The organism is Sphingomonas sp. BRN-1R (genome assembly GCF_057748035.1).
This window is the reverse complement of the sequence record NZ_CM173236.1, coordinates 1,361,777-1,375,787: the sequence shown is the minus strand read 5'-3', so window position 1 is coordinate 1,375,787 and position 14,011 is coordinate 1,361,777. Positions and strand designations below refer to the sequence as shown.

Below are 14,011 nucleotides of genomic sequence, written 5' to 3'. Positions count from 1 at the left end.
AAGCGGTGCCGCAAGGCTCCTCCGGTGCGGTTCGGGCGTTATATTGGCACGAAAGGAGCAGGATATGACGAACCCGGAAGAGATCGAGGACGATATCGGCGGCGTACAGGGCAGCGATGACGATGCGTCCGATGCTGAACAAGGCGCAGGCGCCGACCGTGCCGCAGGCGGCACCAAGGTCGAAGCTCCGGACGCGGGCGAGATCGAATGGGCGGGCGAACTGGTGAAGAAAGCGCCGGGCGGCACCGCCGGCTAGCCGGGGGCGAGGTTGCCGGACGCGCCCGTTCGGCACCCGTCCCGGCCGTCACTCGCCGAGCAGCAGCCCCCTTTGTCGCTGAACGACCTCGCCCAGCCAGGCACGAAACGCCCGCACGCGCTTGAGCCGGTGCGTGTCCTGATGGGTAACGAGCCAGAACGAGCGGACGATCCGCACCTCGGGGAGCACCCGTACCAGCCTCGGGTCCGCATCGCCGATGAAACAGGGCAGCACGCCGACGCCGTTGCCCGAGGCGAGAATGCCGTGCTGCGCGTTCACGCTGGAGCTGCGGATCGCGGGCATGAGCCGCTCGTCGATCTCGCTCAGGTAGCGCAACTCCGGGGCGTAGAGCAGATCGGGGACGTAACCGATCAGCCGGCGCGAGCGTAGGTCTTCGGCCGATGCCGGCGCGCCATGCTGCGCGATATAGTCGCGTCCGGCATAGAGCCGCAGCGCATAATCGGTCAGTTTGCTGGCGACGACGTTGCCCGAACGCGGGCGCGCGAGCAGCACCGCGATATCGGTCTCGCGCTTCGACGGGCTGAGGAAGCCGCTGCTTGCGACAAGATCGAGCGTCAGATCGGGGTGGAGATCGGTAAAGCTGGCGAGATGGCGCGCGACGAACTGGGTGCCGAAGCCCTCCGACACGCTGACCCGCAACAGCCCGGTGAGCCCGCTCGCGTCCGACGCCTGCACCAGCAGCCGGTCGGTCGCGGACTGCATCGCCTCGACCGTCGCGAGCAACCCCTCCCCCGCCTCGGTCAGCACCTGCCCCTCGCGCGTCTGTTCGAACAGCGTCTGCCCCAAGGCGCGTTCCAGCCGGCGCAGCCGCCGCCCCATCGTGGTCGCATCGACGCCCATCGCCTTGGCCGCGCGAACCAGTTGTCCGGCGCGGGCGATGGCGAGAAAGGCTCTCAGGTCGTTCCAGTCGGGTGCCTGCATTTATGCAGCCGACCATTGCAAAGAACGTCATTGCCTGCAACCATCCGATGCCCGACGGTGTCGCCCGAGGAGACAGGATATGCGGATCATCGACCATCACATCGCCGGATCGGCGGGTGGCAGCAGCGGGCGCACCGGTGAGGTGTTCGATCCCAATACCGGAAAGGTGCAGGCGCAGGTCGCGCTCGGCACGCAGGCCGATCTCGACCGGGCGGTGGCCGCCGCGCAGAAGGCGCAGCCGGCATGGGCGGCGACCAACCCACAGCGCCGCGCGCGCGTGATGTTCGCGTTCAAGGCGCTGGTCGAGGCGAACATGGAGGAGCTGGCCCACCTGCTCTCCTCCGAACATGGCAAGGTGATCGCCGACGCCAAGGGCGACATCCAGCGCGGGCTCGAGGTGATCGAGTTCTGTTGCGGCATCCCGCACGTGCTGAAGGGCGAATATACCCAAGGCGCCGGCCCCGGCATCGATGTCTATTCGATGCGCCAGCCGCTTGGCATCGGCGCTGGCATCACGCCGTTCAACTTCCCCGGCATGATCCCGTTGTGGATGTCGGGCGTAGCGATCGCGACCGGCAACGCCTTCATCCTCAAACCCTCCGAACGCGATCCGTCGGTGCCGGTGCGGCTGGGCGAGTTGTTCCTCGAAGCGGGGCTGCCCGAGGGTATTTTCCAGGTGGTCCACGGCGACAAGGAGATGGTCGACGCGATCCTCGATCATCCGGCGATCTCGGCGGTGAGCTTCGTCGGCTCGTCGGACATCGCGCATTACGTCTATCGGCGCGGCGTTGCGGCGGGCAAGCGCGTGCAGGCGATGGGCGGCGCGAAGAACCACGGCATCGTCATGCCCGACGCCGATCTCGATCAGGTCGTCGCGGATCTGTCGGGCGCGGCGTTCGGTTCGGCGGGCGAGCGGTGCATGGCGCTGCCGGTGGTGGTGCCGGTCGGCGAGAAGACCGCGATCGCCCTGCGCGAAAAGCTGATCCCCGCGATCGAAGCGCTGCGTGTCGGCGTCTCGACCGACGCGGACGCGCATTACGGCCCGGTCGTCACCGCCGCCCACAAGCAGCGGATCGAGGACTGGATACAGACCGGCGTCGACGAAGGCGCCGAACTGGTGATCGACGGGCGCGGCTTCGAAGTGCAGGGGCATGAGGGCGGCTTCTTCGTCGGCCCGACGCTGTTCGACCGCGTCACCACCGACATGCGCGCCTATCAGGAGGAGATTTTCGGGCCGGTCCTCCAGATCGTGCGCGCCGACGATTTCGAACATGCGGTGCGGCTGCCGAGCGAGCATCAATATGGTAACGGCGTCGCGATCTTCACGCGCAACGGCCACGCTGCCCGCGAGTTCGCCGCGCGCGTCAACGTGGGCATGGTCGGCATCAACGTGCCGATCCCGGTGCCGGTCGCCTATCACACGTTCGGCGGCTGGAAGCGTTCGGCGTTCGGCGACACCAACCAGCACGGCACCGAAGGCGTGAAGTTCTGGACCAAGGTCAAGACCGTCACGCAGCGCTGGCCCGACGGTGGGATCGGTGACGGTGCCAACGCGTTCGTCATCCCGACGATGGGATAGCCATGACGAACTTCGACCTCACCGACGAGCAGCGCGAGATCCAGGATCTCGCGCGGCGCTTCACCGCCGACCGCATCACCCCGTTCGCGGCGGAGTGGGACGAGCGCCACATCTTCCCGCGCGACACGATCCGCGAGGCGGCCGAACTCGGCTTCGGCGCAATCTACGTCAGCGAGGAAGCCGGCGGCATCGCGCTCGGCCGGCTTGAGGCGGCGCTCATCATGGAGGCGATGGCTTATGGCTGCCCCTCCACGTCGGCGTTCATCAGCATCCACAACATGGCCGCGTGGATGATCGACCGCTTCGGGGACACGGCCGCGAAGGCGAAGTACCTGCCGAGCCTCGTCACCATGGAGCGGCTCGCCAGCTATTGCCTGACCGAGCCAGGTTCGGGCTCGGACGCCGCGGCGCTGAAGACGCGCGCGGTGCGCGACGGCGACGACTGGCTGCTAACCGGCACCAAGCAGTTCATCTCGGGCGGCGGCGAGAACGAGGTGTACGTGGTCATGGCGCGCACCGGCGAGGCGGGGCCGAAGGGCATTTCCTGCTTCGTGGTGGAAAAGGACATGGCCGGCGTCAGCTTCGGCGCGCAGGAACGCAAGCTCGGCTGGCATTCGCAACCGACCGCACAGGTGGTGCTCGACGGCGTGCGCGTACCGGCGGAAAACCTGATCGGCGCGGAGGGTGAAGGTTTCCGCATCGCGATGAGCGGGCTCGACGGCGGACGGCTCAACATCGGCGCCTGCTCGCTTGGCGGTGCGCAGCGCTGTCTCGACGAGGCGGTGACGTACACCAAGGATCGCAAGCAGTTCGGCAAGGCGATCGCCGATTTCCAGAACACCCAGTTCACCCTCGCCGACATGGCGACCGAGCTGGAGGCGGCACGCGCCTTGCTCTACATGGCAGCGGAGAAGGTGAGCGGAAACGCGCCCGACAAGACGCGCTTCGCGGCGATGGCCAAGCGCTTCGCCACCGATACCGGCTCGGCAATCGCGGACCGGGCGCTGCAACTCCACGGCGGCTACGGCTATCTGATGGACTATCCGATCGAACGGATCTGGCGCGACCTGCGCGTCCACCGCATCCTGGAGGGCACCAACGAAGTGATGCGGATGATCGTCGGGCGGGATCTGCTGAAGTGAGCGACGTGCTGACCTTCGTCGAGGGCGGCGTGCTGCGCATCCGCCTCAACCGCCCGCGCGCGATCCATGCGCTGACGGACGGGATGTGCGCGGCGATGCTCGACGCGCTGGGCGACGCGCGCAACGACCCTGCGGTCGAGGCGGTGCTGATCGACCATGCCCCGGCCCCGGGTGGCGACCCCAAGCTCTCGCGCGGGTTCTGCGCGGGCGGCGATATCCGCATGCTCGCCGACAGCGGTGCGGGTGACGGTGCGGCCGCGCGCGCCTTCTTCCGCCGCGAATATCAGCTCAACCACCGGCTGTTCAGCTACGCCAAGCCGACGGTGGCGTTTATGGACGGCATCACCATGGGTGGCGGCGTCGGCATCTCCGCGCCGTGCGATTTCCGCGTCGCGACCGAGAACACGCGCTTCGCCATGCCCGAGACCGGCATCGGCCTGTTCCCCGATGTCGGCGGCGGCTGGTATCTGTCGCGCCTGCCCGGGCGGTTCGGCGTGTTCGTCGCGCTCACCGGCCACCGGCTGAATGGGGCCGATTGCCTGAACCTGGGATTGGCCACGCATTATCTCGTCAGCGGAAGGCTCGGAAGCGTCAAGGAATGGATTGCCGAACGCCCGCATGAGATCGCGCTCATTCTCGATGGTTCATCTGATGTGCCAGATAATGGCGAGATCGTGCAGCACCGCGCCGACATCGACCGCTTGTTCGCCAGCAACACGCTCGAAGGCATTCTCGCCGCGCTCGATGCGGACGACAGTGACTGGGCGCGCGAGCAGCGCGCCGTACTCGCCACCAAATCGCCGCAGGCGATGAAGGTGTCGCTCCGCCTCGTTCTGGAAGGCGCGGCGATGCCGACTTTCGAGGACGAGATGCGGCAGGAATATGCGGTCGCCGCCCATGTCGTGCAGCGCCACGACTTCCTCGAAGGCGTGCGCGCGCTGATCGTCGACAAGGACAATGCACCGCGCTGGAACCCGGCCACACCGGAGGCCGTCAGCGATCACCTCATCGACCAGATCTTCGCGCCGCTCCCCGACGATGCGGCATGGTCCCCCGCTTGAAGGAACACGACATGGCCGACTATCAGAACATCCTAGTCGAACAGCGCGACGCGGTCACGCTCATCACGCTCAACCGGCCGCAGGCGCTCAACGCGCTCAACACGGCGGTGCTCGCCGATCTCACCCATGCGTTCGCCGCGTTCGACGCCGATCCGGCGCAGCGCTGCGCGGTGTTGACCGGCAGCGGCGACAAGGCGTTCGCGGCCGGCGCCGACATCAAGGAGATGGCGGACAAGCCGGCCACCGACTTTTTCGTGCAGGATTTCTTCGCCGGTTGGCAGAGCGGCGTGGTCGGCACCCGCAAGCCGTGGATCGCGGCGGTCAACGGCTTTGCGCTCGGCGGCGGGTGCGAGCTGGCGATGATGGCGGACTTCATTCTCGCCGCCGATACCGCGAAGTTCGGCCAGCCCGAGATCAAGCTCGGCGTCGCGCCCGGCATGGGCGGTTCGCAGCGGCTCACCCGCGCGGTCGGCAAGGCCAAGGCGATGGAGATGTGCCTCACCGGCCGCATGATGGGTGCGGAAGAAGCCGAACGGTCCGGCCTCGTCGCGCGCATCGTGCCCGCCGCAGACCTGCTCGAAGATGCGTTGAAGACCGCGGCGACCATCGCGTCGATGGCGCCCGTCGCCGCGCTGGTGAACAAGGAGATGGTCAATCTCGCGTTCGAGAGCGGGCTGGCCCAAGGCATCGTGACCGAGCGGCGCCTGTTCCAGATCCTCACCGCCACCGAGGATCGCCGCGAGGGCATGGCCGCTTTCATCGAAAAGCGCGCAGCCGCCTGGTCGGGCCGGTAGAAGACCACAGGGAGAGAGACATGGCACGCATCGGCTTCATCGGGCTCGGCAACATGGGCGGCGGCATGGCCGCGAACCTCGCGAAGCACGGCCATGACGTCCGGGCGTTCGATCTGGTGCAGGCGGCGCTCGACCGCGCGCGAGAGGCGGGCTGCACACCGGTCGCCAGCGCGGACGAAGCCTGCGCGGGCGCCGATGCGGTGGTGACGATGCTGCCCGCCGGCCGCCATGTCGAGGCGGTCTATGCCGACAGCGTGTTCGGCAACGCCCCTGCCGCCGCGCTGCTGATCGACTGCTCCACCATCGACGTCGCTACCGCGAAGCGGGTGGCGGCCGATGCCGCCGCCCGAGGGTTCGCGATGGTCGACGCGCCGGTTTCCGGCGGGATCGCGGCGGCGGGTGCCGGCACGCTCACCTTCATGGTCGGCGGTGCGGACGACGCGTTCGCGCGCGCGCAAGCCTATCTCGCGCTGATGGGCAAGGCGGTGATCCATGCCGGCGCAAGCGGCGCGGGTCAGGCGGCGAAGATCTGCAACAACATGGTGCTCGGCGCGGAGATGATCGCGACCTGCGAGGCGTTCGCGCTCGCCGACAAGCTCGGCCTCGATCCGCAGAAGTTCTTCGAGATCGCCAGCGCCTCCTCTGGCCAGAGCTGGTCGCTGACGACCTATGCGCCCTGGCCCGGCGTCGGCCCCGAAACGCCGGCGGATCGCGATTATCAGGGCGGCTTCGCGACCGCGCTGATGCTGAAGGACCTCAAGCTCGCGATGGAAGCCGCACGTTCGGTCGGCGCGGACACGCCGATGGGCGCGCGCGCGGCCGAACTCTACCAGAGCTTCGCCGACGCGGGCAACGAAGGTCTCGATTTCTCCGCGATCCTCAAACACCTGCGCTCCTGAGCATCGCCGCAAGGGCGGCGATGACCGTAGCTCATCTCTCCGTTGAACACGCGCCGGGACACGATCCGGCCGCTCGGGCGTTAGGATGCCGGGCAACGGTGGCGCCCCCGTGTGCGCGCCGTGTACAGGAAGGATCAGAATGACCGAGCCGGATACGTCCGCATCTGAAATGTCGCGTCGCGGCGTTCTTGCCAGTGGCGCGGCGGCCGCCGTGATCGCGGCGACGCCCGCCGCCGCTGCGCCGCGCGGAAGCGATGCGGTGCCGACGCTGCCGGTGCACTTCACCGTGAACGGGGAGCATCGCGCGCTGTCGCTCGACCCGCGCACGACCCTGCTCGACGCGCTGCGCGAACATCTCCACCTCACCGGCACCAAGAAGGGGTGCGATCACGGCCAGTGCGGCGCCTGCACCGTGATCGTGGACGGCGTGCGCATCAACGCCTGCCTCAGCCTCGTCGCCCAGCACGAGGGCGACAGCATCACCACTATCGAGGGGCTCGGCACGCCCGACCATCTGCACCCGATGCAGGCGGCGTTCGTCCGGCATGACGGCTATCAATGCGGCTATTGCACGCCGGGGCAGATCTGTTCGGCGGTGGCGGTGCTCGACGAGATCAAGCGCGGCATCCCGAGCCACGTCCAGGACGATCTCACCGCGCAGCCCCGCGCCACCAACATCGAACTGCGCGAGCGGATGAGCGGCAACATTTGCCGTTGCGGCGCCTATTCGAACATCGCCGAGGCGATCGCAGACGTGGCGGGAGCGGACGCATGAGGGCCTTCACCTACGAGCGCGCCAAGGATCCGGTCGCGGCGGCACAGGCGGCGGCGCAGCCGGGCGCGAAGTTCCTCGCCGGCGGCACCAACCTGCTCGACCTGATGAAGATTGAGGTCGAGACGCCGACCCACCTCATCGACGTGCAGGATCTCGGCTTCGATCGAATCGAACCCACCGCCGACGGCGGCCTTCGCATCGGCGCGCTGGTGACCAACACCGATCTCGCCGCCGATCCGCGCGTGCGGCGCGACTATGGCGTGCTGACCCGCGCGATCATGGCGGGGGCGAGCGGGCAGTTGCGCAACAAGGCGTCGACTGCGGGCAATCTGCTCCAGCGCACGCGCTGCCCCTATTTCTACGACACCAACATGGCGTGCAACAAACGCAAGCCGGGGTCGGGCTGTTCGGCGATCGGCGGCTATTCGCGTCAGCTCGGCGTGATCGGCGTGTCCGATGCGTGCATCGCCACCTTCCCCGGCGACATGGCGGTGGCGCTGCGCGTGCTCGACGCGACGATCGAGACGGTGAACCCGCAGGGCCAGACCCGCACGATCCCGATCGTCGAGTTGCACCGGCTGTGGGGCGACCGTCCTGAGCAGGACACCATCCTCGAACCGGGCGAGCTCATCATCGCCGTCACCCTGCCCCGCCCGCTCGGCGGCAAGCATCTGTACGAGAAGGTGCGCGACCGCGCGTCCTACGCCTACGCGCTCGTCTCGGTCGCAGCGGTGATCCAGCCCGACGGCACCGGCCGCGTCGCGTTCGGCGGCGTCGCGCCCAAGCCGTGGCGGGTCGAGGCGGCCGATGCGCTGTTGCCGCAGGGCGCCGCCGCCGTCACCGCGCGCGCCTTTCAAGGGGCGACGCCGACCAGCGACAATGCGTTCAAGCTGACGCTCGCCACCCGCGCGCTCGCGTCCGTCATCGCGCAAGCCAAGGCATAAACCATGAAGTTCGACACACCCGCAGGCACCAATCCGATCGACCGCATGACCGTGGTCGGCAAGCCGCACGAGCGCATCGATGGGCCGCTCAAGACCTCGGGCCTCGCGCCCTATGCCTATGAACATCACGAGATCGCCGACACGGCCTATGGCTATGTCGTCGGCGCGAGCATCGCCAAGGGGCGCATCGAAGCGATCGATGCGGATGCCGCGAAGGCTGCGCCGGGCGTGATCGCGGTCGTCACCGCGCTCGATGGCGGAGACTATGGCAAGGGCAAGATGAACACCGCCAAGCTGTTCGGCGGGGCGGAGATCGACCATTATCATCAGGCGATCGCGATCGTCGTCGCCGAGACGTTCGAACACGCTCGAGCCGCCGCCACGCTCGTGCAGGTCGATTACGCGCCCACCCCCGGCCGGTTCGACCTCGCCGAGGCGCTCAAGACCGCACCACTCGTCGGCGCATCGAGCGAGGAAGGCAGCGACTCGCCTGCGGTGGATCGTGCTGGCGATTTCGAGGCGGCGTTCGCGGCCGCGCCCGTTACGTTGGATGCTTTGTACACCACGCCCGATCAGAGCCACGCGATGATGGAGCCGTTCGCCTCGACTGCGGTGTGGAAAGGCGACGAACTGACCGTCTGGACCTCCAACCAGATGATCGACTGGGGGCGCGGCGATCTCGCCCGGACACTCAAGATGCCCAAGCGCAAGGTCCGGCTCATCTCGCCCTATGTCGGCGGTGGGTTCGGAGGAAAACTGTTCCTGCGCAGCGATGCGCTGATGGCGGCGATCGGCGCGAAGGCGGCCGGACGCCCGGTCAAGGTCGCGCTTCAGCGGCCGCTCATCATCAACAACACCACGCACCGCCCGGCCACCCGCCAGCGCATCCGCATCGGCGCGGAGCGCGACGGCAACATCACCGCGATCGCCCACGAAAGCGGCTCGGGCGACCAGCCCGACGGCCAGCCCGAGACCGCGACCGACCAGACCAAATTGCTCTACGCCGGTGCCAACCGCAGGATCTCGACGCGGCTCGCCGTGCTCGATCTGCCCGAAGGCAATGCGATGCGCGCCCCCGGCGAGACGCCCGGGCTGATGGCGCTGGAGATTGCGATGGACGAAATGGCGGAAAAGCTCGGCATGGACCCGATCGCTTTCCGCGTGAAGAACGACACCCAGGTCGATCCGGAAAACCCCGAGCGGCGTTTCTCGCAGCGCGAACTCGTCCGCTGCCTGAGCGAAGGTGCCGAGCGCTTCGGCTGGTCGCGTCGCAACCCCACGCCGTCGCAGGTCAGCGACGGTCGCTGGCTGATCGGCATGGGCGTGGCAGCCGCGTTCCGCAACCATCTCGACATGCCCTCGGGCGCACGCGTGCGGCTGGGGGATGACGGCGTGGTGACGGTCGAAACCGACATGACCGACATCGGCACCGGCAGCTACACGATTATCGCGCAGACCGCCGCCGAGATGATGGGTGTGCCGATCAACCGGGTGGTGGTGAAGCTCGGCGACTCCGACTATCCCGTCTCGGCGGGCTCGGGCGGGCAGTTCGGCGCGGCCAATGCGACGTCGGGCGTCTATGCCGCCTGCGTGAAGCTGCGCGAGGCGGTCGCGCTGAAACTCGGCTACAATTCGTCCGACGCGGTTTTCGCGGACGGCAAGGTTTCGAGCGGCAACCGCTCCGCCAGCCTCGCCGATGCGGCGCAGGGCGGCGAGCTGGTCGCTGAGGACAAGATCGAGTTCGGCGATCTCAGCAAGACCTATCAGCTCTCAACGTTCGGCGCGCATTTCGCCGAGGTCGCGGTCGATCGCTATACCGGTGTGACGCGGGTGCGGCGGATGCTCGCGGTGTGCGCGGCGGGGCGCATCCTCAACCCCATTTCGGCGCGCAGCCAGGTGATCGGCGCGATGACGATGGGCGTCGGCGGCGCGCTGATGGAGGAGCTCGCGGTCGACACGCGTCTGGGCTTCTTCGTCAATCACGATCTCGCCGGCTATGAGGTGCCGGTCCACGCCGACATTCCGCACCAGGAGGTCGTGTTCCTTGAGGAAGCGGACGACAAGACCAACCCGATGAAGGCCAAGGGCGTCGGCGAGCTCGGCCTGTGCGGCGTCGGCGCGGCAGTGGCGAACGCGGTGTATAACGCCACCGGCGTGCGCGTGCGCGACTATCCGCTCACGCTCGACAAGCATCTCGACCGGCTGCCCGCCGTCGCCTGACCGGAGGATTGGTGATGAACCCGAAGACGACCGCTCTGCTGCTGATCGAGTATCAGAACGACTTCACCACCGAAGGCGGCGCGCAGCACGCCGCCGTAGCGGAGGTGATGGCGCAGACCGGCATGCTGGCGAACAGCCGCAGCGTGGCGGATGCGGCCCGCGCGCGCGGCGTCACCATCCTGCATGCAGCGATCAGCTTCGCGGAGGGCTATCCGGAGATCCCCGCCGAACCCTATGGCATCCTCGCCGGGATCGTCGGCGCGCAAGCGTTTCGCAAAGGCAGTTGGGGCGCCGCTTTCTGCGCGGAGATGACGCCGGTCGAAGGCGACATCGTGATCGAGGGCAAGCGCGGGCTGGACTGTTTCGCCAGCACCAACATCGACTTCATCCTGCGCCAGCGCGGCATCACCAATCTCGCGATCGCCGGCTTCCTCACCAACTGTTGCGTCGAATCGACGATGCGCTCCGCTTACGAACGCGGCTTCAACGTCGTGACGCTGACCGACTGCACCGCTACGTTGAGCGCGGAGGAACAGCAGGCGTCGGTCACGAAGACGTTCCCGATGTTCTCGCGCCCGATGGGGCATGAAGCGCTTCTGGCGAAAGTGGAGAAAACAGGCGCGGTTTAGGCTAATGCATGTGCCGGTTCACATGGCTAACCTCCGGGGTGTTCGGGCCCAGTTCCCTAGGCCGCCGGATGGCTCTCGATATCCTGACGCTTGAGACATCGCACGGAACCAGCGCGAACTTGGGAACTTACGATGTTCTCCTGGCGAATGCACGTAGTGATGTCGCACTCCGCGCGCCGTACGAACTAACCGGCACCGGTCACGGCTTTGCCTCGGCTTGAGGATACATATGCGCGCCAACGACAACACGCGCTAAAGTGGACGGTGTATCTGCCTGCGTACAGCGGACATGAGCCCGAAGCATGCAATGGCGATAATCGCTTGAGAAACCTTGCGATAGCGTCCACGAGCCTTGCTGCAGATGCGACGATCGGGATTCTTGTTGATCCACGAACGGGAGTTTTGAGTCTTGCGTATGTCGCTCCTTCTTGTGGCAGCTCTTTTGACGCTCTTTGGCTCGGCATATGGACTGGTTCACTCAAGCAGCGCGGGCTCGAAGTTTCTCGCCGCCTCGCCCGAAGCAACGTCGGGGCGAAGAGTGTCGGTCGGACAAGATGCGCAGTCCTATTCGGCGGGATCGCCATGTCACAACATCCGGGACTACGATAATGGCGCAACAGCGGCGGGATTCAGCGACATCGCGTTCGACCATGCCGTTGCGGCGTCCGCGCCGGGAAGCGTTTGTGTCTATTTGCCCGCAGGCACTTACCATTTCAAAGAAACTCACCAGATCACCCTGACGGCGGGAGCGACGCCAGCCAGCATCACGATACGGGGCGACGGCCCCGATGTGACCAACCTGTCGTTTGCCGACGGGAAGAGTGGACTGGCGTTCGTTATGAACGACGCCTCGCACTCCTTCCACATACGCGATCTGTCGGTGCTGGGTGGCGCCTATGCTAACCGCACGATCGGGATTTCCGCCGTTCAGAATGCTTGGGTGCCTAACCCCGCCTATGCCGCGCAATCGGATATAACAGGTGTGGTCGTTCGCGGTGTCGATGGCTACTCAAAGAAGAGCGGCTTCGCCACTGGCATAGCGATGATCAAAAATTCTAACGTCAACCTTTTCAACGATTATATTATCGGAACGGAATCAACGCAGTCCAAATGCATTTTGCTTGAGGGCACGCATGAAGATATCGCCGTTGTCTTCAACCTTATGCAAACCGTCGTTAACTCTTGCGGCATCGGCCTGTATTACGGAGCCAACGTTCAGGGCGTCAGCATCGTCTCCAGCAACATGACTGGAAACAAAACGGGCATATATAGCCCCCCGGGTGTCATAGGCATGGCACAGTTGTCCATATCGTCCTCGCAGTTCGCCAACGTCGATTTTGACATCAACTTGCAGACCGACCCAGGTGGCACGGCGATTGCCGGGAACTACTTTCTTGCCAATGCGGATGCGACCCCAGGCAAAGCCAGGATTAACATCGCGGCAGCCCGAAACACTGCGATTACCGGCAACGTCTTTCAAGGCATTGCGAGCATCAACGGCATCGTCGTGCAGACCTATTCGTCGCCGCTCTCGATGATCATATCAGGCAACACGTTCACGCAGTTCGCAACGGGCATCTGGCTGCAAGCGCGCGCCCGGAAAGTCACGGTCGGCGCAAACGCCTTCAACGGCAATCAACGCGACGTTCTTGATGAGGGTAAAGCCAACATCGTGCCAGTCGCATCCTGTTCAGGCCCGCCCACTTCGGGACACGCCGTCATCAATGGCATTGTGACACATTGTTAAACATTGGCAACTGCCGAACGCGCTGACTTGCGATCCAGCATCACTGCCGAGCGGCTATCACTAAGCAATTGTCATAGATATTAGCGGGATGATCTATATCGATGGACATGCCCGGCAGTCCACGCTCTGCAACCAAATCGAGATACTGAGCGACATCCTCCCGTCGCACATCTTCAATGATGTAGTAACCGCCGCGCTTTACCTTTCCAATGGCGTGGGTCAGCGTGATCTGGGCCGCATTGAAGGTGTGAAGGCCATCATCCAGAAAAACGTCGAATTCGATGCTCTCCATCTTCGCCCAAAGATCATCAAACGTGCGGGTATCGCACTGATCGACGAAGAAGGTTTTAATGCGTTCCTCGGCGAACAACACTCTCCTGTCTACATCCGCGCCATAGATCTCCGCATTTGGGAAATAGTCGCGCCAGCCGCGTAGCGATGCACCGGGCGATCCATGCACGCCCATGTTCGACGGCGTATCCTCATTATTGGTACCTAATCCAAGCTCGAACACGGCGGTTATCGTCGCTCGTCGATCAAGAAAAAGCGCTTGGTAGAATGGCGTATATGTATGCCATCCAATACCTTTGTCGCTGCCATAGCAGGCCATCAGCCGACACAGGTCGGTCGCCCAGACAGAGTTGCGTCGGGTCGTCAGATAATGATCGACCGCTCGCGCGAACACAGCCTCTCCGTCGTTACAATACCGGAACTGAGCAAACTGCTGATCTGATTTCGCAGGGTGAAGCTGTGGCGCAACTTTTTCCGTATAAGCAAGCTGCGCGTCCACACCCGCCGCACGGCCGAGCGAGAAGAACATGCCCGCGTCTTTGATGGGCATGGCGAACGCGGCCTCGGTCTCGACAAACCCAGGCAGGCAGACCTGCGGCGCCGGGTCCATATCGACGACCCACACATCGTCCCACAGCCTGGTCGCTCCCCATTTCTCCAACTCGCGCCGTGCTGCCGCCGCTTGGCGTTCGAGTCGCCCGGAAAAGCTGACGAGATACAACGTCATGAATT

At 65.5% G+C, this 14,011-nt stretch carries 13 protein-coding genes; 11 read left to right on the top strand and 2 right to left on the bottom strand.

Going from position 1 to position 14,011, the window contains the following annotated elements:
- The first annotated feature begins 64 nt into the window (after positions 1-64).
- Positions 65-256 carry a hypothetical protein gene (locus AC3ANX_RS06210; protein ID WP_488336139.1) on the top strand — a complete coding sequence of 64 codons (192 nt, stop codon included), beginning with the start codon at positions 65-67 and terminating at the stop codon, positions 254-256.
- Between the two features lie 48 nt (positions 257-304).
- Here the strand turns inward: AC3ANX_RS06210 and AC3ANX_RS06205 are convergent, their stop codons facing one another.
- Entirely contained in the window at positions 305-1,198 is an 894-nt protein-coding gene (locus AC3ANX_RS06205) for a LysR family transcriptional regulator (protein ID WP_488336138.1), read from the bottom strand.
- Positions 1,199-1,277: 79 nt separating this feature from the next.
- Between AC3ANX_RS06205 and AC3ANX_RS06200 the strand changes: the two genes are divergently transcribed.
- From AC3ANX_RS06200 to AC3ANX_RS06155, 10 genes are all read left to right on the top strand, one after another.
- Entirely contained in the window at positions 1,278-2,777 is a 1,500-nt protein-coding gene (locus AC3ANX_RS06200) for a CoA-acylating methylmalonate-semialdehyde dehydrogenase (RefSeq protein ID WP_488336137.1), read from the top strand.
- Between the two features lie 2 nt (positions 2,778-2,779).
- Positions 2,780-3,919, top strand: coding sequence for an acyl-CoA dehydrogenase family protein (locus AC3ANX_RS06195; RefSeq protein ID WP_488336136.1), 1,140 nt, complete (start codon positions 2,780-2,782; stop codon positions 3,917-3,919).
- Positions 3,916-4,980: an enoyl-CoA hydratase/isomerase family protein gene (locus AC3ANX_RS06190; protein WP_488336135.1), complete on the top strand. Its 1,065-nt coding sequence runs from the start codon at positions 3,916-3,918 to the stop codon at positions 4,978-4,980. Before AC3ANX_RS06195 ends, AC3ANX_RS06190 begins: the two co-directional genes overlap by 4 nt.
- 11 nt (positions 4,981-4,991) lie before the next feature.
- Positions 4,992-5,774: an enoyl-CoA hydratase-related protein gene (locus AC3ANX_RS06185; protein WP_488336134.1), complete on the top strand. Its 783-nt coding sequence runs from the start codon at positions 4,992-4,994 to the stop codon at positions 5,772-5,774.
- A gap of 20 nt (positions 5,775-5,794) precedes the next feature.
- A complete protein-coding gene (gene mmsB, locus AC3ANX_RS06180; RefSeq protein WP_488336133.1) occupies positions 5,795-6,673 on the top strand; it encodes a 3-hydroxyisobutyrate dehydrogenase in 879 nt (292 codons plus the stop codon).
- A gap of 139 nt (positions 6,674-6,812) precedes the next feature.
- Complete coding sequence (gene paoA, locus AC3ANX_RS06175) at positions 6,813-7,448, top strand: aldehyde dehydrogenase iron-sulfur subunit PaoA (protein WP_488336132.1); 636 nt, start codon at positions 6,813-6,815, stop codon at positions 7,446-7,448.
- Positions 7,445-8,392, top strand: coding sequence for an FAD binding domain-containing protein (locus AC3ANX_RS06170; protein WP_488336131.1), 948 nt, complete (start codon positions 7,445-7,447; stop codon positions 8,390-8,392). Before paoA ends, AC3ANX_RS06170 begins: the two co-directional genes overlap by 4 nt.
- A gap of 3 nt (positions 8,393-8,395) precedes the next feature.
- A complete protein-coding gene (gene paoC / locus AC3ANX_RS06165) occupies positions 8,396-10,612 on the top strand; it encodes an aldehyde oxidoreductase molybdenum-binding subunit PaoC (protein WP_488336130.1) in 2,217 nt (738 codons plus the stop codon).
- A 14-nt stretch (positions 10,613-10,626) separates the two neighbouring features.
- Positions 10,627-11,241 (top strand): cysteine hydrolase family protein, encoded by a 615-nt coding sequence (locus tag AC3ANX_RS06160; RefSeq protein WP_488336129.1) that lies wholly within the window; start codon positions 10,627-10,629, stop codon positions 11,239-11,241.
- Positions 11,242-11,656: 415 nt separating this feature from the next.
- A complete protein-coding gene (locus AC3ANX_RS06155; RefSeq protein ID WP_488336128.1) occupies positions 11,657-12,988 on the top strand; it encodes a right-handed parallel beta-helix repeat-containing protein in 1,332 nt (443 codons plus the stop codon).
- Between the two features lie 40 nt (positions 12,989-13,028).
- Here the strand turns inward: AC3ANX_RS06155 and AC3ANX_RS06150 are convergent, their stop codons facing one another.
- Positions 13,029-14,006 (bottom strand): hypothetical protein, encoded by a 978-nt coding sequence (locus AC3ANX_RS06150; protein WP_488336127.1) that lies wholly within the window; start codon positions 14,004-14,006, stop codon positions 13,029-13,031.
- Positions 14,007-14,011: the final 5 nt, after the last annotated feature.

Coding starts and splice junctions, on each gene's coding strand:
- paoC (WP_488336130.1), top strand. CDS start 8,396: ATGAAGTTCGACACACCCGCAGGCACCAATCCGATCGACCGCATGACC.
- AC3ANX_RS06185 (WP_488336134.1), top strand. CDS start 4,992: ATGGCCGACTATCAGAACATCCTAGTCGAACAGCGCGACGCGGTCACG.
- paoA (WP_488336132.1), top strand. CDS start 6,813: ATGACCGAGCCGGATACGTCCGCATCTGAAATGTCGCGTCGCGGCGTT.
- AC3ANX_RS06205 (WP_488336138.1), bottom strand. CDS start 1,198: ATGCAGGCACCCGACTGGAACGACCTGAGAGCCTTTCTCGCCATCGCC.
- AC3ANX_RS06200 (WP_488336137.1), top strand. CDS start 1,278: ATGCGGATCATCGACCATCACATCGCCGGATCGGCGGGTGGCAGCAGC.
- AC3ANX_RS06170 (WP_488336131.1), top strand. CDS start 7,445: ATGAGGGCCTTCACCTACGAGCGCGCCAAGGATCCGGTCGCGGCGGCA.
- mmsB (WP_488336133.1), top strand. CDS start 5,795: ATGGCACGCATCGGCTTCATCGGGCTCGGCAACATGGGCGGCGGCATG.
- AC3ANX_RS06155 (WP_488336128.1), top strand. CDS start 11,657: ATGTCGCTCCTTCTTGTGGCAGCTCTTTTGACGCTCTTTGGCTCGGCA.
- AC3ANX_RS06160 (WP_488336129.1), top strand. CDS start 10,627: ATGAACCCGAAGACGACCGCTCTGCTGCTGATCGAGTATCAGAACGAC.
- AC3ANX_RS06195 (WP_488336136.1), top strand. CDS start 2,780: ATGACGAACTTCGACCTCACCGACGAGCAGCGCGAGATCCAGGATCTC.
- AC3ANX_RS06210 (WP_488336139.1), top strand. CDS start 65: ATGACGAACCCGGAAGAGATCGAGGACGATATCGGCGGCGTACAGGGC.
- AC3ANX_RS06150 (WP_488336127.1), bottom strand. CDS start 14,006: ATGACGTTGTATCTCGTCAGCTTTTCCGGGCGACTCGAACGCCAAGCG.